The 23,880-nt window shown below is 71.3% G+C and carries 16 protein-coding genes; 10 read left to right on the top strand and 6 right to left on the bottom strand.

Annotated features, from left to right (window positions below):
• The first annotated feature begins 94 nt into the window (after positions 1-94).
• Genes ABFX51_RS29825 through ABFX51_RS29835 form a run of 3 tightly spaced genes read left to right on the top strand, consistent with a single transcriptional unit; the run spans position 95 to position 4,098 of the window.
• On the top strand, positions 95-1,696 hold the full coding sequence (locus tag ABFX51_RS29825; RefSeq protein WP_346055652.1) for an amidohydrolase: 1,602 nt from the start codon (positions 95-97) through the stop codon (positions 1,694-1,696).
• A gap of 10 nt (positions 1,697-1,706) precedes the next feature.
• Positions 1,707-3,308: an apolipoprotein N-acyltransferase gene (gene lnt, locus ABFX51_RS29830; RefSeq protein WP_346055653.1), complete on the top strand. Its 1,602-nt coding sequence runs from the start codon at positions 1,707-1,709 to the stop codon at positions 3,306-3,308.
• A gap of 25 nt (positions 3,309-3,333) precedes the next feature.
• On the top strand, positions 3,334-4,098 hold the full coding sequence (locus tag ABFX51_RS29835) for a polyprenol monophosphomannose synthase (RefSeq protein WP_091504082.1): 765 nt from the start codon (positions 3,334-3,336) through the stop codon (positions 4,096-4,098).
• A gap of 78 nt (positions 4,099-4,176) precedes the next feature.
• On the opposite strand, the gene ABFX51_RS29840 is transcribed toward ABFX51_RS29835, so the two are convergent.
• On the bottom strand, positions 4,177-4,524 hold the full coding sequence (locus tag ABFX51_RS29840; RefSeq protein WP_091504081.1) for an RNA polymerase-binding protein RbpA: 348 nt from the start codon (positions 4,522-4,524) through the stop codon (positions 4,177-4,179).
• Between the two features lie 248 nt (positions 4,525-4,772).
• Positions 4,773-5,516 (bottom strand): thymidine kinase, encoded by a 744-nt coding sequence (locus ABFX51_RS29845; RefSeq protein WP_091504080.1) that lies wholly within the window; start codon positions 5,514-5,516, stop codon positions 4,773-4,775.
• A 212-nt stretch (positions 5,517-5,728) separates the two neighbouring features.
• Between ABFX51_RS29845 and ABFX51_RS29850 the strand changes: the two genes are divergently transcribed.
• A complete protein-coding gene (locus ABFX51_RS29850) occupies positions 5,729-6,406 on the top strand; it encodes a transglycosylase family protein (protein WP_091504079.1) in 678 nt (225 codons plus the stop codon).
• A 4-nt stretch (positions 6,407-6,410) separates the two neighbouring features.
• Here the strand turns inward: ABFX51_RS29850 and ABFX51_RS29855 are convergent, their stop codons facing one another.
• Positions 6,411-6,791, bottom strand: a complete 381-nt coding sequence (locus tag ABFX51_RS29855) for a winged helix-turn-helix transcriptional regulator (RefSeq protein WP_177228508.1) — start codon at positions 6,789-6,791, stop codon at positions 6,411-6,413.
• Positions 6,792-6,878: 87 nt separating this feature from the next.
• Between ABFX51_RS29855 and ABFX51_RS29860 the strand changes: the two genes are divergently transcribed.
• Positions 6,879-7,697 carry an NAD(P)H-binding protein gene (locus tag ABFX51_RS29860; RefSeq protein ID WP_091504078.1) on the top strand — a complete coding sequence of 273 codons (819 nt, stop codon included), beginning with the start codon at positions 6,879-6,881 and terminating at the stop codon, positions 7,695-7,697.
• Here ABFX51_RS29860 and ABFX51_RS29865 read toward each other — a convergent pair.
• A complete protein-coding gene (locus tag ABFX51_RS29865; protein ID WP_091504077.1) occupies positions 7,694-8,470 on the bottom strand; it encodes a glycerophosphodiester phosphodiesterase family protein in 777 nt (258 codons plus the stop codon). The genes ABFX51_RS29860 and ABFX51_RS29865 overlap by 4 nt on opposite strands.
• A gap of 67 nt (positions 8,471-8,537) precedes the next feature.
• On the opposite strand from ABFX51_RS29865, the gene ABFX51_RS29870 reads away from it, so the two are divergent.
• The 5 genes from ABFX51_RS29870 (at position 8,538) to ABFX51_RS29890 (ending at position 17,562) form a co-directional block, all read left to right on the top strand.
• A complete protein-coding gene (locus tag ABFX51_RS29870; RefSeq protein WP_091504076.1) occupies positions 8,538-8,900 on the top strand; it encodes a hypothetical protein in 363 nt (120 codons plus the stop codon).
• Between the two features lie 36 nt (positions 8,901-8,936).
• Positions 8,937-9,371, top strand: coding sequence for a helix-turn-helix transcriptional regulator (locus tag ABFX51_RS29875; RefSeq protein ID WP_245782854.1), 435 nt, complete (start codon positions 8,937-8,939; stop codon positions 9,369-9,371).
• 5 nt (positions 9,372-9,376) lie between these two features.
• A complete protein-coding gene (locus ABFX51_RS29880) occupies positions 9,377-9,787 on the top strand; it encodes a VOC family protein (RefSeq protein ID WP_091504332.1) in 411 nt (136 codons plus the stop codon).
• Positions 9,788-9,789: 2 nt separating this feature from the next.
• Positions 9,790-12,177, top strand: coding sequence for an ATP-binding cassette domain-containing protein (locus tag ABFX51_RS29885; protein WP_091504074.1), 2,388 nt, complete (start codon positions 9,790-9,792; stop codon positions 12,175-12,177).
• A gap of 138 nt (positions 12,178-12,315) precedes the next feature.
• Entirely contained in the window at positions 12,316-17,562 is a 5,247-nt protein-coding gene (locus ABFX51_RS29890) for an RHS repeat-associated core domain-containing protein (protein WP_091504073.1), read from the top strand.
• 320 nt (positions 17,563-17,882) lie between these two features.
• Here the strand turns inward: ABFX51_RS29890 and ABFX51_RS29895 are convergent, their stop codons facing one another.
• Positions 17,883-23,174: an RHS repeat-associated core domain-containing protein gene (locus tag ABFX51_RS29895; RefSeq protein ID WP_346055654.1), complete on the bottom strand. Its 5,292-nt coding sequence runs from the start codon at positions 23,172-23,174 to the stop codon at positions 17,883-17,885.
• Between the two features lie 225 nt (positions 23,175-23,399).
• Complete coding sequence (locus tag ABFX51_RS29900; RefSeq protein ID WP_091504071.1) at positions 23,400-23,744, bottom strand: YybH family protein; 345 nt, start codon at positions 23,742-23,744, stop codon at positions 23,400-23,402.
• Positions 23,745-23,880: the final 136 nt, after the last annotated feature.

Below are 23,880 nucleotides of genomic sequence, written 5' to 3' on the forward strand. Positions count from 1 at the left end.
GCTCCTCGTCGGCAGATCGGCGTGAAAATCTCCGGTCAAGACGACAATAGGGCGTAAATATTTCTGCCGCATCACATCAGGCAAACTCGACACCGTGAACGACACGACGCTTCTGGTCGGCGGGCGCATCCACTCGCCGAGTTCGCCCGACGCGACCGCCATGGCGGTCACCGGGAACACCGTGGTCTGGGTCGGGCAGGACGGCCCCGGCCGCGCACTGCACCCCGGCGCGGAGGTCGTCGACCTCGACGGCGCCTTCGTCGCGCCCGCCTTCGTCGACGCCCACGTGCACGCCACCGCCACCGGCCTGCACCTGACCGGCCTCGACCTCACCGGCGTGCACGACGCCGCCGACCTGCTCGCCGCGGTCCGCTCCGCCGTCCGCCCCGGCGAGGTGCTCATCGCCCACGGCTGGGACGAGTCGGCCTGGACCAACCCGCGCCTGCCCAGCCGCGCGGAGCTCGACGACGCCGCCGCGGGCACGCCCGTCTACCTCAGCCGCGTCGACGTCCACTCCGCACTGGTCTCCACCGCCCTCGTCGACCTCGCCCCCGGGGCCCGCGAAGTCGACGGCTGGTCCGCCGAAGGCCCGCTGACCCGCGAAGCCCACCACCGCGTGCGCACCGCCATGCAGGCCGCGATCACCGCCGAGCACCGCCGCCGCGCGCAGGACGCTTTCCTGCGCCACGCCGCCGAACGCGGCGTCGTCAGCGTCCACGAGTGCGCCGGGTCCGACATCTCCGGCGAAGCCGACCTCGCCGGCCTGCTCGCCCTCGCCGCGGAACCGGGACGCCCGGAAGTCGTGGCGTACTGGGGCGAAACCGGCGCGGTGGACCTCGCCCGCCGCCACGGCCTGCGCGGCCTGGCTGGGGACCTCTTCGTCGACGGTGCCCTCGGTTCCCACACCGCCGCCCTGCACGAGCCCTACACCGACCGCCCCGACTCGACCGGAGCGCGCTACCTCGACGCGGAGGCCATCGCCGAACACCTCGTCGCGTGCACCGAAGCCGGGCTGCAGGCCGGTTTCCACGTCATCGGCGATGCGGGCGTGGCCGAGGTCGTCCGCGGCTTCCAGCTCGCCGAGAAGACCGTCGGGCAGCGCGCCCTCGCCGGAGCCAAGCACCGGCTGGAACACCTGGAGATGGTCGACGCCGCCCAGGCCGAACTGCTCGCGGGCTGGGCCGTCACCGGCTCGATGCAACCCCAGTTCGACGCGCTGTGGGGCGGTGCGGACGGCATGTACGCCACGCGCCTCGGCGAGCGGGCCGCCGGGCTGAACCCGTTCGCCACCCTCGCCGCCAAGGGCGTCCTGCTCGCCTTCGGTTCCGACAGCCCCGTCACCCCGCTGGAACCGTGGGCCACCGTCCGAGCCGCCGTGCACCACCACACGCCGGGCGCCGGGCTGTCCGCCCGCGCCGCGTTCAACGCCCACACCCGGGGTGGCCACCGCGCCGCCGGGGTCAACGACGGCCTCACCGGCACGCTCCAGCCCGGCGCCCCCGCCCATTACGCGATCTGGGACGCCGCCGACCTCGTGGTCGCCGCGCCGGATTCCCGCGTGCAGCGCTGGTCCACCGACCCGCGCTCCCGGGTGCCCGCGCTGCCGCCGCTGGACCCGGACAGCCCGCTGCCCACGTGCCTGCGCACCGTGCGCGCCGGGGAGATCCTCTACGACGCGTTCACCTCGGCTGCCTAGAGTTGGGGCCGTGGCCGTAACCGCGCCGGAGTCCACGGCGACCGACGACACCCCCGCACGCCGCCGCCGGAACTGGCGGCCCTGGCTGCTGCGCCTCGCGCTCGCCGCGGCGTCCGGGTTCGTGTTCTACCTCAGCTTCGCGCCCCGGCCGCTGTGGTGGCTCGCGCCGATCGCGTTCGCCGGGCTCGGCTTCGCCCTGCGCGGGCGGCGGCTGTGGGGCGGGCTGGGCTACGGCTTCGTGTTCGGGCTCGCCCTCTACCTCCCGCTGCTGACCTGGCTGCAGGACTTCCTCGGCACCGAGTTCGGGCCGTGGCCCTGGCTCGGGCTCTCCGCCGCACTGGCCGCCTACCTCGGGATCGGCGGCGCGCTGGCCACCCTCGCCGCCCGGCTGCCCGGCGGTCCGGTGTGGATGAGCCTCGTCGTGATCGCCACCGAAACCCCGCGCACCTGGTGGCCGCTGGGCGGGTTCCCGTGGGGGCGCGTCGCGTTCAGCCAGCCCGAAGGCGCCTACACGCCGCTGGCGTCCATCGGCGGCGCCCCGCTCGTCGGGTTCGCCGTCGTGCTGACCGGCTTCGCCGTGCCCGCACTGGTGTCCCGGCTCCGCACCCCGCGCCGGGCGCTGCTGCCCGCGGCCGGTGTCGTCGTGCCGGTGGTGGCCGGGCTCGCGCTGTGGCCGACCATCGGCACCGGCGCCCAGACCGGCAGCCTCACCGTCGGCACCGTGCAGGGCAACGCACCCAACGCCGGGCTCGCCCTGATGGATGACTCCGCCACGATCAGGGCCAATCACCTCGCACAGAGCGACCGCCTCGCCGCGGAAATCCACTCGGGCGCGGTGCCGAAACCCGATCTGGTGGTCTGGCCCGAGACCGCGACGCAGATGGCGGCGGGCGTGGACCCCGGCGTCGACCAGGCCGTCGCCGACCTCGGCGTGCCCACCCTCATCGGCGCCATCTACCGCCCCGCGGGCGGCGGGCGCGTGCAGAACAGCGAGATCGTCTGGGACCCGCGCAGCGGACCGGGGGAGCGGTACTCCAAACAGGAACTGGTGCCCTTCGCCGAGTACGTGCCCGCGCGCGCCATCGCCCAGTGGGTCACCCCGTTCGTCGACGACACCAGCGACATGCAGCCCGGTGACGCGCCCGCCGTCCTCGACATCGCGGGTACCAGGGTCGCCACCCCGATCTGCTACGAGATCGCCTACGACCACGTCGCCCGCGACGCCGTGGACCTGGGCGCCCAGCTGATCGTGCTGCCGACCAACAACGCGTGGTTCGGCGAGAGCGAGATGAGCTACCAGCAGCTGGCGATGGCCCGCCTGCGGGCGGTCGAGCACAGCCGCGCGGTCGTGGTCTCCGCCACGAGCGGGGTCTCGGCGATCGTCGAGCCCGACGGCTCGATCCAGCGCTCGACCAGCGAATTCACCGCCGCATCCCTGGTCGGGCGCGTGCCGCTGAGGGACACGACTACGCTGTCGGATCGACTCGGTGCGTGGACGGAGTACGGCCTGGTCGGCGCCGCACTGGTGGCGGTGCTCGCCGGCGTCGTGGTCCGGCTGCGCACCAGGCGCGCAAGCGCCGAGAACACGACGCGAGCGACCGGGGCGGGATGAGGACTCCCGCCGAGGGAGGACACGGATGGCGCAGGCGCCACGGGCAGCACAGCCGATCGAGCCCGTCCTGGTGGTGATCCCCACCTACAACGAGCGTGACAACCTCACGCCCATCCTGCGCAGGCTGCACGAAGCCCTGCCGGAGGCGCACGCGCTCGTGGTCGACGACGGCAGCCCCGACGGCACCGGGGAGCTCGCCGACAAGCTCGCCGCGGACGACAAGCGCGTCCACGTGCTGCACCGCACCGAAAAGGCCGGCCTCGGCGCCGCCTACATCGCCGGCTTCCGCTGGGGCCTGGAGCGCGACTACGCCACCATCGTCGAGATGGACGCCGACGGCTCGCACGCGCCCGAGGACCTGCCGCGCATGCTCGCCGCGCTCGAGGACGCCGACCTGGTGCTCGGCTCCCGCTACGTCCCCGGCGGCAGCGTCGTGAACTGGCCCAAGCACCGCGAGTTCCTCTCCCGGGGCGCGAACCTGTACTCCCGGATCGCACTCGGCGGCAAGATCACCGAGTACACCTCCGGCTTCCGCGCGTACCGCCGGGCCGTGCTGGAGAAGCTCGCGCTCGACGAGATCGCCTCCACCGGGTACTGCTTCCAGATCGACCTCGCCTGGCGCACCCTCCGGGCCGGCTTCGAGGTCGTCGAGGTGCCGATCACCTTCACCGAACGCGAGATCGGCGAGTCGAAGATGAGCAGCTCGATCATCCGCGAGGCGATGATCCGCGTCGGTGTCTGGGGCGTCCAGCACCGGCTGAACCAGCTCCGGAGTCTCTTCCGCCGCTAGCCCCGGACACGAACAAGGCCCCCGCGGCGGGAGGACGCGGGGGCCTTGTCGTTCTTCGTGGTGGGCTGGTTCAGCCAGCTACGCCGAGCGGGAGGTCCGGCGGCCCTTGAGCTCGGCCAGACGCTCGTTCAGCAGATCCTCGAGTTCCGGGATCGACCGCCGCTCGAGCAGCATGTCCCAGTGCGTGCGCGGCGGCTTGACCTTCTTCTGCTCGGGCTGCCCGCCGTTGACGATCTCGGACTCGCTGCCGTGCAGGCGGCACTCCCACACGGTCGGGATCTCCGCGTCGTCGGAGAAGGGCACCTCGAACTCGTGGTTCTTCGGGCAGGCGTACCGCACCGTGCGGCGCGGCGCGAGGTCGTGGTTCCGGTCGGTCTCGTAGCTGACCGCTCCCAGCCGGCTGCCACGGAGTACACGGTCGGCCATGATGACGTCCTTTCAGTCGGCTCCGGTCCTTGAGAGCCAGGGTGATGCTCACCCTATGCAACGACTCGTCCGGCCCGGGAATTCCCGGCGGAACATGTCGTGGCTCACGATGAGCGTGTTCACCCCTCGACAACAGCTTCCACCCCAGGGACACCGTTCGCCTCGCTAAGTGACGCGGTTTGGCCGTTCTTTCTGCGATTATCCCCCAGTCGGGCTATCGCTTGGCGGTAATTGCGGTACCTCCGGCGTCACGTCAGGCGCAGCTGCCCCCGCTGTCCCGCGCCCGGCCCGAGGTCCCCGAGACGGAAGTGGCGGCGGCACAGTACCTGGTAACGCAAAGTAGCGAAATCGGTCTGCGCCGGTGATGAGATTGCGTTTTCAACCACATCGGCGACCACCACGGTGTCGCCCTCGCGCAGCACCTCGCCGTCCCGCACGCGGGCGTTGAACCGGCCCGGCGCGCCGCACCAGCACAACACGTCCACCTGCACGGGCTGCAGCTCGTCGGCGAGCTCGAACAGGCGCCGCGCACCGGGGAACAGGCGGCTGCGGAAGTCGGTGGCGATGCCGAAGCAGTACACGTCGATGCGCACCTCGTCGGCGAGCTCCGCCAGCTGCTCCACCTGCACGGGGGAGAGGAACTGCGCCTCGTCCACCACGAGGTAGTCCACGTGCCGCCCCGCCACCCACTGCTGGCGGACCAGCTGGCGCACGTCGGTGTCGGCGCCGACCTCGATGGCCCGGCGGGTGATGCCGATGCGGCTGGTGATCTGCGGGGCGCCCGACCGGTCGTGCCGCACCAGCAGCAGCCCGCGCCGCCCCTGGCGCGCGTGGTTGTGGTCGATCTGCAGCGCCAGCGTCGACTTCCCGCAGTCCATCGGCCCGTAGCAGAACCGCAGCAGCCCCCGGTCGGGGGCGCGCCGCGTGCCCGCGCCGGGCACGGCGGACAGCGCGTCGGTGGGGTCGGGATCTTCGTCGGAAAGCGAGGTCACGACGCTCGACCCTAGCGCTCCCTTGATCGGGTGAATCGGGGGAGAGCGGCCCAACCTCGCCCCGGCTCGCGCGTCGCGGCGCCGCGGGGCTCCTACCGGGCCTTTCGCATGAAAACGGCGTGTCGCTGCGGGCGTAAACAGTCGGTGCGTGTGATGCTGTTGGGTTCCCTGTGAAAGTTGTGACTCCTGAGCAGCGAATTTAGTGTGCTCGCATGATCACCCACCGGCTCAGACGGGCGCCCCGCATCCTCGTGCGACTCCTGCTCGTCGCACTCGTCGCGGCAGGCCTCCAGCTGGTCGCGAGCAGCACCGCCTCCGCCGACCCCGCCGCCTCGACCTGGCTCAAGCTGCGCATGTGCGAGTCCAGCAACCGCTACGCCACCAACACCGGCAACGGCTACTACGGCGCCTACCAGTTCGACCTGCCCACCTGGCGCAGCGTCGGCGGCCAGGGCAGGCCGGACCTCGCCAGCCCGGCCGAACAGGACTACCGCGCGCTCTACCTGTACCGGATGCGCGGCTGGCAGCCGTGGGAGTGCGCGGGCATGCTCGGCCTGCGCAACGACGCCGACGCCCGCAGCAAGCGCGTCCCCACCTACGCCGAGTCCGCCTACATCGGTGGCGGCGGCCGCCCGGCGCCTGCCCCGGCACCCGCGGGCAAACCGGCGTGGCCCGGCGTCGTCTACGCCTACGGTGACTGCGCCCCCGCGCTCAAGACCTTCCAGCTGCGCATGAACGCCTTCGGCTACGGCTTCACCGGCACCGGCTGCTACCTCGACAAGACGAGGCAGGCCGTGCTCGACCTCCAGCGCGCCAACGGCATCAACGACTCCGGCCGCCTCGGCCCGAAGACGTGGAACGCCGCGTGGAACGGCAGACCACCCCGCTGACCGGTCAGCGCCGGACCCGCTGCTTCGCGTCGTAGTCCGCGCGGGCCCGCTCGACCGCGTCCAGGTTCACCGACCACTCCGCCAGCGTCGCGAACAGCGGGGCGAGGCTGCGGCCCAGCTCGCTGATCTCGTACTCCACCCGCGGTGGCACCTCGGCGTGGTAGGTGCGCACCACCAGCCCGTCACGCTCGAGCTGCCGCAACCGCTGGGTGAGCACCTTGGGCGTGATCGAGGCGATGCGGCGTTCCAGCTCGACGAAACGCTGGCGCCCGTATTCGTGCAGCGTCCACAGGATCGGCGTCGTCCACCGGCTGAACACGAGATCGACCACGGGCGAGACCGGGCAGGCCTGTTCCGGTGCCGGCTTCACCGTGTTCTCGGTCACGAACGCCCTCACTTTCCTCTAGGTACCTACTAGCCCCACGACAGTAGCGTCGCCACGACCACCAGGGGAGAACGAGAGGAAACCGGAATGATCGTGGTGACAGGCGCAACCGGGAACGTGGGACGGCCGCTGGTCCGCGCGCTGCTGGCGGCGGGGGAGCAGGTGACCGCCGTGTCCCGCAACGCGGCGCCGCAGCCCGCGGGGGTGCGGGCGCACCAGGCCGACCTGACCGAGCCGCACACCCTCGAACCCGCACTCGACGACGCGGACGCCGTGTTCCTGCTGACCTCCGGCGAATTCCTGGCGCGCGGCGACCTTGGCGAGGTCGTCGACGTGGTGCGGAACGCCGGAGTCCGCCGGGTGGTCCTGCTCTCGTCACAGGGCGTCGGCACCGGCCGTCACCCCGCACACCTGGAGGACGCGGTCCGGCAGCCGGACCTGGACTGGACGATCCTGCGGCCCGGGAACTTCGCCTCCAACGCACTGCAGTGGGCCGGTTCGGTCCGCACTGAGCGGACGGTCGTGGCCCCGTTCGGCGATGTCGCGCTGCCCGCGGTCGACCCGGCCGATATCGCCGCGGCCGCCGCTGTGGCGTTGCGCGACCCCGGGCACGCGGGCGCCGTGTACACGCTGACCGGACCGGCGCGGATCTCACCCCGTCAGCAGGCGGCGGCCATCGGCGAGGCACTGGGCGAGCCGGTGCGCTTCGTCGAGCAGAGCAGGCAGGAGGCACGGGAGCACATGCTGCGGTTCATGCCCGAACCGGTCGTGGAGGCGACGCTCGCGATTCTGGGCAGCCCGTCCGAGGCCGAGCAGACCGTAAGTGCGGACGCCGAACGCCTCCTCGGGCGGCCGCCACGCGCCTTCGCCGACTGGGCCGCCACCAACGTGGAGGCGTTCCGCTAACGCCACTCGCCGCGTTCGCGCAGCACCTCACGCAGCAGGTCGGGCCGGTCGCTGACGATGCCGTCCACCCCGAGGTCCAGCAGCCGCCGCATCTCCGCCGGGTCGTCGATCGTCCACGTGTGCACCTCGACCCCGGCCTTCGCGGCGCTGCGCAGGAACGAGCGGTCGACCACCGTCAGCGCGGCCTGCCGCACCGGCACCTGCGCCATCGCGCCCCGGCACAACCGGCCCAGCCGCAGCCACGGCGCCCAGCCGTTCGCCCACAGCACGGCCACCGAACGCGGCCCCATGGAGGTGATCAGCTTCGGCCCGGCGAGCCTGCGGATGCGGGCGAGCCGGGCATCGGAGAACGACGCGGCCGCCACCCGGTCCGCCGCGCCGAGCCGCTCGACGGCGCTGACGAACGGCACGACCGCGCTGTTGGCCTTCACGTCGATGTTGAACCGCGCCTCGGGCAGCTCCTCGAGCACGTCCTCCAGCCGGGACACGGGTTCGCGGCCGCCGATCTTCGCGCGCTTGACCACCGACCACGGCTGCGCGGCGATCGCGCCACGGCCGTCGGTCGTGCGGTCCAGCACCGCGTCGTGGTGCACGACGACCACGCCGTCGGACGTGGCGTGCACGTCGGTTTCGATGTACTGGAAGCCCTCGGCCACCGCGCGCCGGAACGACGACAGCGAGTTCTCCATGCCGTCGAGGTCGTCCAGGTGCCAGCCGCGGTGGACGAACGCCCGGGGGAAGGGGCCGGCGAGGTACGGGTGAGCGCTGCGCACCCGTCCCAGTGTGCTGCATCGGCGTGGCCGGGGCATGAGCTTCCGGTGGCCGGTTAGGGTCTGGCACGTGAGCGAGACCGTCGACCTGCTGGCTGGCATCCCCCGCAACACCGCACCCCTGCACTGCGGCTGGTGCGGGCGGCGCCTCGAGCAGACCACGGCGAAGGGCCGCCGCCGGCGCTACTGCGGCCAGTCCTGCCGCCAGCGCGCCTACGAGCGGCGCACGGCACTGCAGCGCAGCGGCCTGCCCGAGGACGCCGTCGTGCTCTCCGACGCCGAACTCGCCGCGTTGCAGGACAGGCTCTTCCAGCTCCGCTGCGCCGCCGAGGACGTCGCCACGGCCGCCGACGACGGTGCCGCCGCCGACGAACTGCGCCGCATGGCACTCGAACTGGCCTCCTCGGCGCGGGAACTGGAACGCCTGCGGTGAGCCCCTCCGGCTGTCCGATATGGCACGATCGCGCACGTGACCAGTAGTTCCCTGCAGGACCTCGCGCGGCTGCGCCGTGTGCGCGACCGGATCGACCGGGAGTACGCGCAGCCGCTGGACGTCGAGGCCCTCGCCCGCGGCGTGCACATGTCAGCCGGGCACCTCAGCCGCGAGTTCAAGCGCGCCTACGGCGAATCGCCGTACTCCTACCTCATGACGCGGCGCATCGAGCGCGCCATGGCCCTCCTCCGCCGGGGGGACCTGAGCGTCACCGAGGTCTGCTTCGAGGTCGGCTGTTCCTCGCTGGGCACCTTCAGCACCCGCTTCACCGAACTGGTCGGGATGTCGCCCAGCGCCTACCGCCGCGAGGCCGCCGGGGAGACCGAGGGGATGCCCGCGTGCGTCGCCAAGCAGGTCACCAGACCGATCAGGAATCGAGAAGCGCCCGCGCGCGCCCCGAAGCTAGCGTGACCGCCATGGACATCACCATTCACGCGAGCTACCTGCCGCAGAACGACCCCGAAGCCGCCACGAAGTTCTACCGCGACATCCTCGGTTTCGAGGTGCGCAACGACGTCGGCTACAACGGACTGCACTGGATCACCGTCGGCCCGCCCGCCCAGCCCGACGTCTCCATCGTGCTGTTCCCGCCGGAGGCCACCCCCGGCATCACCGACGACGAACGCCGCACCGTCACCGAGATGATGGCCAAGGGCACCTACGCCAGCATCAACCTCGCCACCAAGGACCTCGACAGCGTCTTCGAGCGGCTGCAGGCCGCCGACGCCGAGGTGGTGCAGGAACCGGTCGACCAGCCCTACGGCGTCCGCGACTGCGCCTTCCGCGACCCCGCCGGCAACATGATCCGAATCCAGGAGCTTCGCTGACGATGAGCACCGCCACGAGAACGGGCGCGCGCGCCGCCCAGCCGCACGTCGCCGACACCCACGACCTCATCCGGGTGCACGGCGCCCGCGAGAACAACCTCAAGGACGTGAGCGTCGAACTCCCGAAGCGCAGGCTGACGGTCTTCACCGGCGTGTCCGGCTCGGGCAAGAGCTCACTGGTGTTCGGCACGATCGCCGCCGAGTCACAGCGGCTGATCAACGAGACCTACAGCACCTTCGTGCAGGGTTTCATGCCGACGCTCGCGCGGCCCGAGGTCGACGTGCTCGACGGGCTCACCACCGCGATCATCGTCGACCAGCAGCGGATGGGCGCGGACCCGCGGTCCACCGTGGGCACCGCGACCGACGCCAACGCCATGCTGCGCATCCTGTTCAGCCGCCTGGGGCAGCCGCACATCGGCTCGCCCCAGGCGTTCTCCTTCAACGTCGCCTCGGTCAGCGGCGCGGGCGCGGTCACCTTCGAAAAGGGCGGGCAGACCGTCAAGGAACGCCGCAGCTTCAGCATCGTCGGCGGCATGTGCCCGCGGTGCGAAGGCCGCGGCTCGGTCAACGACATCGACCTGACCCAGCTCTACGACGAGGACAAGTCCCTCAACGAGGGCGCCATCACGATCCCCGGCTACAGCATGGACGGCTGGTACGGCCGGATCTTCAAGGGCAGCGGGTTCTTCGACCCCGACAAGCCGATCAAGAAGTACACCAAGCGGCAGCGGCACGACCTGCTCTACAAGGAACCCACCAAGATCAAGGTCGACGGCATCAACCTCACCTACGAGGGCCTCGTCCCCAGGATCCAGAAGTCGATGCTGTCCAAGGACGTCGACTCGCTGCAGCCGCACATCCGCGCGTTCGTCGAGCGCGCGGTCACCTTCGCCACCTGCCCCGACTGCGAAGGCACCCGCCTGAGCGCCGAGGCGCGGTCGTCGAAGATCAAGGGCATCAGCATCGCCGACGCCTGCGCGATGCAGATCAGCGACCTCGCCGAGTGGGTGAAGGGGCTGGACGAGCCGAGCGTCGCGCCGCTGCTCGCGTCGCTGCGGCACACCCTCGACTCGTTCGTCGAGATCGGGCTGGGCTACCTCTCGCTCGACCGGCCCGCCGGCACGCTGTCGGGCGGCGAGGCCCAGCGCACCAAGATGATCCGCCACCTCGGCTCGTCGCTGACCGACGTCACCTACGTCTTCGACGAGCCGACGATCGGCCTGCACCCGCACGACATCCAGCGGATGAACAACCTGCTGCTGCAGCTGCGCGACAAGGGCAACACGGTGCTCGTCGTCGAGCACAAACCGGAGACCATCGCGATCGCCGACCACGTGGTCGACCTCGGTCCCGGCGCGGGGACCGCGGGCGGCACCGTCTGCTTCGAGGGCACCGTCGAGGGGCTGCGGGCCAGTGACACCGTCACCGGGCGGCACCTGGACGACCGCGCCTCGCTGAAGCCCGCGGTGCGCACGCCGTCGGGTGCGCTGGAGGTGCGCGGCGCGAACACCCACAACCTGCGTGACGTGGACGTGGACATCCCGCTCGGGGTGCTCGTCGCCGTGACCGGGGTGGCGGGCTCGGGCAAGAGCTCGCTGATCCACGGGTCGGTGGCCGGGCGCGAGGGCGTGGTGGTGGTCGACCAGACGCCGATCCGGGGTTCGCGGCGCAGCAACCCCGCGACCTACACCGGTCTGCTGGACCCGATCCGCAAGGCGTTCGCCAAGGCCAACAACGTCAAGCCCGCGTTGTTCAGCGCCAACTCCGAGGGCGCCTGCCCCAACTGCAACGGCGCCGGGGTGGTCTACACCGACCTCGGGATCATGGCGGGCGTCGCGATCACGTGTGAGGAGTGCGAGGGCAAGCGCTTCCAGGCCTCGGTGCTGGACTACAAGTTCGGCGGCAAGGACATCAGCGAGGTCCTGGCGATGCCGGTCTCCGAGGCCGAGGCGTTCTTCGCCGACGGCGAGGCGAAGACCCCCGCGGCGCACAAGATCCTGGCCCGCATGGCCGACGTGGGGCTCGGCTACCTGACACTGGGGCAGCCGCTGACGACGCTGTCCGGCGGCGAGCGGCAGCGGCTCAAGCTGGCCACGCAGATGGGGGAGAAGGGCGGCATCTACGTCCTCGACGAGCCGACGACCGGTCTGCACCTCGCCGACGTCGAGCAGCTGCTCGGCCTGCTCGACCGGCTCGTCGACTCCGGCAAGTCGGTCATCGTGATCGAGCACCACCAGGCGGTGATGGCCCACGCGGACTGGATCATCGACCTGGGTCCCGGCGCCGGTCACGACGGCGGGCAGGTCGTGTTCGAAGGCACGCCCGCCGACCTGGTGGCGGCCCGGTCGACGCTGACGGGGGAGCACCTGGCGGCCTACGTCGGGTGAGGGCGCCGGGGGGCGAACGGGCAGTGTCACCGACCTCTTCGGGCAACATCGGCCCCCTGACGCAACGGTGCGAGATTTTCGTCGTCGAATGGCGCGACCGGCGAGGGCCGGGGGGACAGAAGAGGACGTGGTAGTCGCGTGAGCAACCCGCTGGTGGCGCAGGAGCAGAGTTCGACGAAGGCCTACTCCGGTGTCTCGATACTGGAGACGGCCTTCGACCTGGACAACGCGATCAAGAGCGGGGACTGGGCCGCGGTGGCGCTCGGCGCGGTGGGCACCGCACTCGACGCGCTGTCCATGGCGATGGACCCGTTCGGCGCCATCCTCGCCGCAGGCGTCGGCTGGCTGATGGAGCACGTCGGCCCGCTCAAGGAAGCGCTCGACGCGCTCGCCGGCAACCCCGACAAGATCACGGCGCACTCCGAGACCTGGGCCAACGTCGCCAAGGAGCTCGGGGACATCCAGACCGAGCTGAAGAACGCCGTCGACGCCGACCTCCAGTCGTGGACCGGGCCGGCGGCCGACAGCTACCGCGCACGGGCGGCGGACACCGGGAACCTGCTGGAGGCGGCGGAGAAGGGCGCGGACGGCGCTTCCTCGGGCATCAAGACCGCGGGCGAGGTCGTCGCCGCGGTGCGGTCACTGGTGCGCGACATCATCGCCGAGCTCATCGGGCACCTGATCAGCTGGGCGCTGCAGGTGCTGTTCACCCTCGGCATCGCCTCGGCGTGGGTCGTGCCGCAGGTCGTCGCCGCCGTCGCGAAGGTCGCGTCCAAGATCGCCGACCTGACCAAGCGGGTCGTCAAGGCGTTGCAGGCGCTGGGGAAGCTGCTCAAGCAGGCGAGCGAGATGTTCGGGAACGCCGGCAAGGCGTTCCGGAACCTCAAGCCGGGCAGCAAGACCACCCCCGGCAAGCCCAGCGACCTCGGCGGCACCTCGAAGAGCGGCGCGACAACGCCGTCCAGCACCACCGATTCCGCGCCACCCCCGGGCGGGAAGGGCGGCAGCAGCGAGGGCACCGGCTCCGGCTCCAAGGGCGACACCGACGCCACGGACACCTCCAGCGCGTCGAACGGCAACGGCAACACCACGCGGGGCAACCCCGGGAGCAACGGCAACACGAACCCGGCCGGCACCGGCAAAAACGGCGACAACTCGAAGAGCCTCAGCGAAAACAACCAGAACCTCAACGAGAACAAGAAACCGGTCGAGAAACGCCCCGACTGCGGTGACCCGATCGACGTCGCGACCGGCTGGATGATGCTGACCCAGACCGATCTGCGGGTCGACGGTGCCCTGCCGCTGGAGTTCTCCCGCGCGCACATCTCCTCCTACCGCGCCGGGCGCTTCTTCGGCCCCTCCTGGGCGTCCACTGTGGACCAGCGGCTCGAGGTCGCCGAAGACGGGCTGCACGTCGCGCTCGCCGACGGCAGCATCCAGCGCTACCCCGTCCCGATGGGATCGCCCGTGCTCCCGGACGGCGGGCCGGCCCGTCCGCTGCGCGCGGTCGAGGACGGCTACCTCGTCGAGCACCCCGACGAGCAGCGGACGCTGTTCTTCGAGGCGTCCCCGGACGGCGTCCACCCGCTCCGCACAATCATCGACGGCGACGGCAACCGCATCGACATCCTGCCCGGCGCGGACGGCGTCCCCGCCGAGCTCGTGCACTCCTCGGGCACCAGGCTCCTGCTCGACAACGAGAACGGCCTCATCACGGCGCTGCGCACCCCCGAAGGCACCGTCCTCGCCAGCTACACCTACGACGAGCGCGCCCGCCTCACCAGGATCGTCAACGACACGGGCACCCCGACCTGGTTCACCTACGACGCCGAGGGCCGGATCGTCCGCTGGGAGGACGTCAACGGACGCTGGTACACCTACCAGTTCAACGGCGAGGGCCGGGTCGTGCGGGCCGCCGGCACGGACGGCTACCTCGACTGCACCCTCGACTACGACCGGGAAAACCTCGTCACCACCGTCACCGACTCGCTCGGGGCGGTGCGCCGGTACCAGCTCGACACCCGGCTGAACGTGATCGCGGAGACCGACCCGCTCGGCAACACCACGACGTTCTCCTACGACCGGCACGACCGCCTCCTCACGCGCACCGACCCGCTGGGCGGGCGGACCCGCTACGAACGGAACGAGGCCGGCCGCGTTGTCGCCGTGACCGCCCCGGACGGCACCCGCACCCTGACCGAGTACAACGAGCTCGGCAGGCCGTCGGCCCTCATCACGCCGGACGGCGCGACGTGGCGTTACTCCTACGACGAGCGCGGCAAGCTCGTCGCGGTGGTCGACCCGCTCGGCGCACGGACCACCTACGCCTACGACGAGCGCGGCAACGTCGCCGTGATCACCGACCCGCTCGGCGGCGTCAGGCGCATCGAGTCCGACGCCGCGGGCCGGCCGCTGGTCGTGACGGACGAGAACGGCGCGGTCACGCGCTACACCTACGACTCGCTCGGCCGCCCGACCTCGATGACCGACGAGCTGGGCGGCGTGACCCGCTACTCGTGGGCGACCCCGGACGAACTGGCCGAGCTGGTCGGCCCGGACGGCGCGGCCCTGCGCTGGCGGTCCACCCCGGTCGGCAACGTCGAGGAGAGCATCGACGCGCTCGGCAACGCCAGCCGCGTCGAGTTCGCCCACTTCGACCTGCCGGTCGCCGAAACCGGCCCGAACGGCGAGCGGGTCACCTACACCTACGACACCGAGCTGCGCCTGGTCGCGATGACCAACGAACAGGGCTTCGTGTGGCGCTACCACTACGACCCCGCCGGGAACCTGATCAGCGAGACCGACTTCAACGGCCGCACCCTGCGCTACCGGTACGACGCGGCGGGCCGGCTGGTCGAGAGCACCAACGGCGCGGGGGAGACCACCGTGCTGGAGCGCGACGCGATGGGCCGGGTGGTCCGCCGCGTGACGGGGAACGACGTCACGACGTTCACCTACGACGTGGCCGGGAAGATGGTCGCCGCGCGCAACGCCGACGCCGAGGTCACCTTCACCCACGACGCGGTCGGCCGCGTGGTCGCCGAGACCATCAACGGCAGGCCGGTGCGGTCGGCGTACGACGCACTGGGCCGGCGGATCGCGCGCCACACCCCGTCCGGCGCCGAATCCCGCTTCGAGTACGACCCCACCGGGTCGCTCACCGCGCTGCACACCGGCGGCCGCACCATCCGCTTCGAACGCGACCTCGCCGGCCGGGAACGGGTGCGCCGCTTCGCGGGCACCGAACTGCGCCAGGCCTGGAGCCCGGCGGGGGAGCTGACCGCGCAGACGGTCGTCGCGGGCAGCCGCACGCTGCAGCGCCGCGAATACGCCTACCTCGCCGACGGCTACCTGAGGTCGGTGTTCGACGCGATCTCCGGCCCCCGCACCCTCGACGTCGACCGCACGGGCCGCGTCCGCGCGGTGACGGGCCCCGGCTGGCAGGAGAACTACGCCTACCACCTCTCCGGCGTGATCTCGCACGCGCAGACACCGGGGGAGCCGGGCCCGGCGCCGCGCGAGTACCGCGGCACGCTGCTGGCGTCCGCCGGGCGGCTGCGCTTCGCCTACGACCCCGAAGGCCGCGCCACGCGCCGCGGCGCCGGCCCGGACGGCCCGCACTGGCAGTTCGGGTGGAATGCCGACAGCCGGCTGACGTTCGTCGTCACGCCCAACGGTGAGCGCTGGCGTTACCGCTACGACGCGCTGGGCCGCCGCGTCGCCAAACAGCGACTGGCCCGCGACGGCCGGGTGGCGAAGCAGGTCCTGTTCGCGTGGGACGGCGATACGCTCGCCGAACAGGTCCACAGTGGACCCGGGCGCCCGCAGGTGGCGACGGTGTGGGAGTGGGACCCCGACACCGGAAGGGCGCTGACCCAGACCGAGCGCGTGCTGGGCACGACGGACGAGCGGTTCCACGCGATCATCACCGATCTGGTAGGCACCCCGACCGAACTGCTCGACGAGTCCGGCGCCGTCGCGTGGCACCTACGGGCGACGCTGTGGGGCAAGGTCGTGTCCGCCCCTGGCCGCGCCACCACGCCGCTGCGTTTCCCCGGCCAGTACTTCGACGCGGAGACCGGGCTGCACTACAACGTGCACCGCTACTACGACCCCGAGGTCGGCCGCTACCTGTCACACGACCCGCTGGGGCTGGACCCCGGACCGGATTCGCAGGCCTACGTGCTCAACCCGACGGCGCTGGTCGACCCGCTGGGCCTGATGCCGAAGGCCGCCACCACGACGCCGTGCAAGAAGGCCCAGGCGAGGCCCAGTCCGTACGGCAACGCGAAGCAGAAGGTCAAGAACGCGGTACAGAAGATCAACCCGTTCGGGACGAAGAAGCCGAGGGGCAACCCGGACAAGTCCGACGGGACGTACGGCAAGACGCAGAACGAGCAGGCGCGTACCTGGCAGAAGTTCCAGAACGACATCAAGAACGACCCGGACTGGAAGGACCCTGACGGGCTCGTCAGCGGCAAGACCCACGAGTCCGAGCACCCGATCGGCTACAAGGCGATCGGCGGTGACGACTTCCAGCGCGCCAACGCGCACGCCCAGCAGATCAAGAAGGACAAGGACGCCGGCAAGCGCCCCAACGACGCGACCCCGGCCGAAAAGGCCAACATGAAGCATGCGCGGCGCCTGGAGGACAACGCGCCCGCGTACCAGGAGTCCTACGACTCGCACCGCGCCAACATCGGCACCGGTACGAAGACCGACCGTGACGGCTCCAACATGAACGCCGACGAGTACCGCGAGTCGCAGCGGAACCTCCTGGCGGGCAACAACGCCCCCGGGCACAACACACCGGGCAACGCCGGTGACGCCGTGCAGCTCAACCAGCTGACCTACGCCCACCAGCACTACAAGCCGGAGATGGTGGACAACCCCAGCTACAAGGCCGACGGCAGCACGCCCAACGAGCCGGAGAAGCTCTACGCGAGGGATTCCCAGGACCCGGACAAGCTCAAGGAAGTGCCCACGTCCGACAGCTTCCGGCCCACCAAGGGCACCACGCAGGGCAACGTCGCCGACGACTCGTACCACCACATGGTCGACAACATGGTGGGGAAGAAGATCGAGTTCAGCGACGGCCAGGGCGGCTTCCGGTTCACACCCGAGATCACCAAGGACGACGCGCTCGGGATGCACACGGCCCGCGACATGGTGCGGGACGGCCCCATCCCGAAGGACCAGATGGAGAAGTACCTCAACGACAAGCGCGACACCTACCTCGACAGGGAGCTCGGCCGCACGTTCGACGACAAGCCCACGCCGATCCAGGACCCGGACGCGAAGGACGCGGCGGCGAAGATGCGCGAGCACCAGGAGCGGCTGATCGCCGAGCAACGGGCCACCCGCGACTGGATGGATCTGGACTGAGGCGGTTCGCGTCCGGCGTCTGATGGGGTTCGCGATCGGACGCCGCAGTTCGATCGCCTGTGCGGCACAGCGGCGGCCGAGCACTGGTGACCGTGCTCGGCCACCCCTCTCACAGCGGCGCGCCCCAAGCGCCGATAATGTACATTATGTTAAGTAGGCATGATCGGCCCGTCCCCGGGGACGATGAGCCGCCGGGCCGCAGGCGCGAACCTCAGTCACCGCCTCCTGGACTGGGTCACGGACGAGGCCGCTGGGTTCGAGCACGTCACTAACCCAGCGGCCTCGCGCCAGCCCGTGAGCCACGTCGGCTCAGGCCGTCCTCAGGAGAAATCGAGGTCCATCGGGCTCCCCGGCGAGATCGGCGACAGCTGCGGCGGGTCGAAGTCGCCGCGCTCGAGCTTCGCCCAGTCCTCCGGGGTCGGGTCCTTGTAGTACCGCTGCCAGACGTCGTCGCCGGGCCACTGGCCCGTGCGCGCCGCGTTGCGCGCCTCGTGCAGTTCGAACGCGTCCAGGTCGTCGATCGGCCTCGTGGTCACGTGGTTGCCGCCCCCGCTGACCGGCACCTCGTGCCCGCCCGTCGGGACCGGCTGGCCCGGGCGCGGGTTGTACCGGATGCCCTCGCCGCTCTCGCGCATGTCGTCGATCATCTTGTGGTACGAGTCGTCGGCCATCCGCATCCGCAACCGCTCGTACTCCAGTGCCGCGCGGTCCGGGTGGTTCGGGTTGGCGTCGATGGCGTCCCTGCGCTCCTGCTCCCTCTTGGCGAAGTCGGCCTTTTCCTTGTCGTACAACGGATGCGGGTCCAGGTTCTTCTCCGGGTCCCCCGCGAAGTGGACGTGGTTGGGGTCGTCCCCGTGGTAGACGCGCTCGGAGAAGCTGTGCGGGTGCGTGTACTTGTCCAGCGTCTCCGGCGTCTGGAAAGCCTGCTGGTGCGCGTAACCGAGCTGGTTGAGCTGGATCGCGGTGCTCGGGTCGTTGTTCTCGATCGCGGTGCGCTGGTCGTGCCGGTAGGAACCCAGGCGTTCCCGGTAGGACAGGTCACCGGGGCTCGTGTTCGGCCCCTCTTCGACGCCGCCCTTGGACCACCCGGACTCGTGCGCGGCCGGACCCTTGCCGGTACCCGGGTGGTACCGGTGGTTGGCCCAGTCCTCGAAGTAGGCGTAGGCGTTGTTCTCCAGCGGCTTGTTTTCCTTGTCCCCGCGCGAGCCCTTCGCGCCACCGTTGTCGGCCAGGATGTCGTAGCCGGCCACGTGCTCCGACTGGTGCGTCTTGTTCCCGTTGATCTTGCTGCTGTACTTGTTCTCCAGGCGCTTCCGCTCGGCGTCCTTGTCGCCGTACGTGCTTTCCGGGTACTTGCGCTTCTTCCCCGGTTTCCCGGCGGCCGAGTCGGCGGGCTTCTGGTACGGGTGGAACCGGTCCGGCTTCTTCCCTCCCCCGGAACCGCCCGCCGAGCACGGCGGCGCGACCTTGGCCAGCCCCAGCGGGTCGATCATCGCGGTCGGGTTGCCGACGTAGGCCAGCGAGTCCGGGTCCGGCGTCAGCCCCAGCGGGTCGTGCGAGAGGAAGCGACCCGTTTCCGGGTCGTAGTACCGGTGCCGGTTGTAGTGCAGCCCGGTCTCGGGATCATGGTACTGGCCCGGGAACCGCAACGGAGTACCGGCCGCTCCCCCGGCCGAGATCACCGGCCCCCACAGCGCGGTGTGCTGGTGCCCGGCCAGCGCGCCGGTCTCGTCGAGCAGCTCCGACGGGCTGCCGACGAGGTCGGCGACAACGGCGTGGAACCGTTCAGGCCCCGGGCCGCCGAGAACCCGTTCGAGCTGCGTGAGCAGCAGTTCGCTGTCGGGCGCCCACTCCCACACCGTAGCGACCAGCGGCTTGCCGTGACCGCTGTGCACCTGTTCCGCGGGCAGCTGCCCGTCCCAGGCGAACTCGACCTGCTCGACGACGGTGCCGGTGTCGTCCAGGCGTTGCTTGGCGATGCGGCGGCCGAGAGCGTCGTAGCGGTAGCGCCAGACCGCGCCGTCCGGGGTGCGGACCCCGACCAGCCGGTTCTCCGCGCTCCACTCGTACGTCCAGCGCCGCCCACCCCGTTCGCGGGCGACGACGCGGCCTTCGGCGTCGTGGGTGTAGGCGGTGGCACCGGCGGCGGTGAGCAGTGTCCCGGTGTAGGAACGCGGGCCGTGCGCCTCCGGGGAACCGGGCCAGCCCGCACGGGTGAGCGCACCCGTCACGTCGTAGTCGTAGCTCTCCTGCCAGCGTGCGCCGCGCACGGCACGGACGCGGCCGTTGGGGTCCACGTCGAGCGTGCGGGGCCCGGAGATCAGGTCGGACACCGTGCCGAGGTAGCCGTCGGGCAGGTAACCGTACTCGCGCCGTTGCACGGTGTCGGTGCCGCGGACCACGGTCTGCGCGGCCAGCTGGCCGGTGGGGGTCCAGGTCTGCCGCAGTTCGGCCACCGGGCCGGCGGCGGTGACGAGCGTGCGCAGGGTCTCGCGGCCGGCGGCGTCGTAGGTGAAGCGCAGGGTGCGTCCGGCGGTGGTGAGTGCCGTCGGACGGCCCTCGGTGTCGTAGCCGAACACCGACTCCGCGCCCGAGGGGGTGCGACGGCTGGTGCGGCGGCCGAGCCGGTCGTAGCGGGAGTACACGACGCGCCCGTTGATCGACTCCGACAGCACGCGGCCGAGCGCGTCGTAGGTGAACCGGACTTCGCTGTGCTCGTTGCGGGCCACCACCATGCGGTCGGCGGCGTCGTAGGCGAACTCGGCGACCTCGTCCGCGCTGCTGCGCCGGACGACGCGCCCGAGGCTGTCGCGTTCCAGCGTGATCGTCTGCCCGGCGCCGTTGGTGCGGCGCACGAGCCTGCCCACGGCGTCGTACTCGTAGCGGAGGACCCGGCCGTTGTAGTCGGTCTCCCCCACCATGCGGCCTGCGGCGTCGTACTCGTAGCGCCACACCAGGCCGCGTTCGTTCGTGACCGAGGTGAGCCGCAGTTCGGTGTCGTAGCCGTACTTCAGGGTGCTGCCGTCGGGCCGCTTCTCGGTGACGGGCAGGTCGAACTGGGCGAACTCGACGCGGCTGACCCCGCCGCGCGCGTCCGTCCGTTCCTCGGCGTTGCCGCGCGCGGTGGTGGTGAAGCGCTCGACCACGCCGTCGGCGTCGCGGGCCTGCACGAGGTTGCCCGCGGCGTCGCGGACCATCGTGGTGGTGCCGCCGAGCGGATCGGTGATGCTCGCGGTGTTGCCCAGCGTGTCGTAGCCGTAGCGGGTGACCGCGCCGTCGGGGGTCGTGATGGCCACCGGGAGGCCGGCGGCGTTGGCCTGGACCCTCGTGACGCCGCCGAGTGCGTCGGTCACCGAGTCGATGGTGCCGGTGTGCGGGTCGTAGGTGTAGGAGGTGGCCGCCCCGGTGGGATCGACGCTGCGGACGAGGCTGCCGCGCGCGTCGTACTCGTAGCGCCACACGGCGCCGTCCGGCCCGGTCACCGCGGTGGGCCGGCGGCGAGCGTCGTATTCGACGACCATGCGGCTGCCGTCCGGCCGGGTGACCGACACGAGGTTGCCGACCTCGTCGTACTCCCAGCGCGTGACGTGGCCGAGTTCGTCGGTTTCGGCGAGCACGCGGCCGAAGCGGTCGAGGTCGATGCTGATGCTGTGGCCGAGCGGATCGGTCCGCCCGATGACGCGCAGCCGTTCGTCCAGCCGGTAGCGGGTGACGTGGCCGAGTGAGTCGGTGACGGTGGTGACGCGGTTTTCGGAGTCGTAGGCCAGTTCCGTGTCGAGGTAGCCGTCGGTGCCCTGGGCGCGCACGCAGCGGCCCTGGGAGTCGTAGCCGTAGCGGTACCAGCGGCCGTTGACGTCCTCCCAGCGCAGGAGCCTGCCGTCGGCGTCGTAGCTGAACTTCAGAGGGGTGCCGGCCGCGTCGGTGACCTCCACGAGCCTGCGGGCGGAGTCGTAGCGGTACTCGGCCAGCGGAACGGGCGAGTCCGGGGTGCGCAGGGCGGTCACGAGGCCGTCGGCGGTGTCGATCTCGATGCGGTAGCCGCCGGAGTGCTCGATGGCCGCGGGCACTCCGGCGCGGTACCGCAGCACCATCCGGTTGCCGGCGCCGTCCACGATGGCGCGCAGCGGCAGCGTCGGCTGCCCGGGAGCGGCGGCGAAGTAGCGCATCCGGTCGGACTGCGGGTCGCCCACGATGAAGCCGTGCCGCACGCGGCGCAGGGCCAGGTAGGGGCCGCGTTCGGGCAGCACCGGCTCCATCCCGCGCGGGACGGGGTACCGCAGCAGGGTGCCGTCGGCGAGCGCCAGGTGCAGCCCGTCGTCCTCGACCTCGATCCGTTCGTCCAGGGTGGACGCCCAGGTGGGGCCGAAGTGGCGGCCCGCGCGGTAGGAGGACAGGTGCGTGCGGGCGACGACGAGCGGCAGCGCGCCGGGCAGCGAGACGTCCTGCTGTTCCAGCAGCACCGCGCCGGTGGCGACGTCGATCGGGTCACCGTTGAGGCAGCGGTTGACGCTCGGCGTCGTGTGCTCGTCGGGATTCGAGTTGTTGTTCGCGATGCGGGAGCCGTCGTCCTGGCCGCCCTTCGTCGCGGACGACGTGGTGGTGCCGTCGCCGCCCTTGGCCCCGCCGCCCGTGCCACCGGACCCCGTGGTGTCGCTGCCGGGATCGGACCTCGGGGCCGGCCCCGGGTCGCCGTGGGGTGTGCCGTTGCCGGCGCCGTCGTGGGAGGTGGACGACGGGCTCGTGTTGCCGCCGGGGTCGGTGTTCGGGCTCGACGACGGCGTGGTGGAGCCGTTGTCCTTCGGGCCGCTCTTCGTGGCGCCGCCGAGGTCGCTCGGCTTGCCCGCGGTGGACCTGCCACCGGCCTTGAGGTTGCGGAAGGCCTTGCCGGCGTCGCCGAACAGCTTGCCGGCCTGCTTGAGCAGGTCGCCCAGCGCCTTGAGCGCCTTGACCAGCCGCTTGGTCAGGTCCGCGATCTTGGACGCCACCTTGGCGACCTCGGCGATCACCTGCGGCACGACCCAGGCCGAGGCGATGCCCAGGGTGAACAGCACCTGCAGCGCCCAGCTGATCAGGTGACCGATGAGTTCCGCGATGATGTCGCGCACCAGTGACCGCACGGCGGCGACGACCTCGCCCGCGGTCTTGATGCCGGAGGAAGCGCCGTCGGCGCCCTTCTGGGCCGCGGTCAGCAGGTTGCCGGTGTCGGCGGCGAGTGCGCGGTAGGTGTCGGCGGCGGGGCCGGTCCACCCCTGGAGGTCGGCCTCGACCAGGCTGGTGAGGTCCTGGCTGATCTCGCCGAGTTCCTTGGAGATGTTGCCCCACGTCTCGGAGTGGGCGTTGATGCGGTCGGGGTTGCCGGCGAGCGCGTCGAGCGCTTCCTTGAGCGGGCCGACGTGCTCCATCAGCCAGCCCACCCCGGCGGCGAGGATCGCGCCGAAGGGGTCCATGGCCATGGAGAGGGCGTCGAGCGCGGTGCCGACCGCGCCGAGCGCGACGGCGGCCCAGTCCCCGCTCTTGATCGCACTGTCCAGGTCGAAGGCGGTCTCCAGCAGCGACACTCCGGAGTACGCCTTGGTGGAGCTTTGTTCCTGTGCGACCAGCGGGTTGCTCAAGCGAACACCTCGTCCTCTCGATCTTCGCGTCCACCGGACGTTATCAGCGCTCCGACCGCTCGTTCTGAAGCGCCGTTGCCTCTCGGCCGTGTTGCTGCCCGCGAGGACGTGGTCGATTGCCCTTCCGGGCGGTCAGGGCGGCGGCAGGGTGCCTGCGCCTTCCGGGGCTGGTCGGCGAGGTTCGAACCACCAGGCATCCGGGCACGAGGACGAAGGTGGCCATGGTCAGTCCCCCGCCTCCGGCCGGTCGAGGATGCGGAGCCACGTGCCGTCGGGCTGGCGGCGGGCGACCTGGACCCGGCCGCCGGTGCCGTCGGCAGGGCGGGTGGCCGTCAGCGCGAGGTCGCCGTAGCGGAGGGTGGGCAGCGGGTCCTCCAGCCGGAACCGGATGTCCTGGAGCAGCATCTGCTCGAACACCGCCCGGATCGCGTCCCGCCCCACGGTGGTGGCGCCGGGCGGGTAGGCCAGCACGGCGTCCGGTGCGTACAGCTCGGCGAGTCCTGCGGCGTCGCGGTCGTTGGCCCGCTCGACGAACAACCGGGCGAGGTCTTCGGGTTCTTTCGCGTTCATGTCCTCACTGTGCGACGGCTCGAATCAGAAATCCAAGAGCTGGTTCTGCTGGCGACTAGAAGCAAGAGTTATGGAGCTAGGTGTTGCGGGTCGTGACGTTGGTGACGTGGGTGAGGGCCTGAGGTGAGGGGACGGG

The organism is Amycolatopsis dongchuanensis (assembly GCF_039542405.1).
Taxonomy (GTDB): domain Bacteria; phylum Actinomycetota; class Actinomycetes; order Mycobacteriales; family Pseudonocardiaceae; genus Amycolatopsis_E; species Amycolatopsis_E sacchari.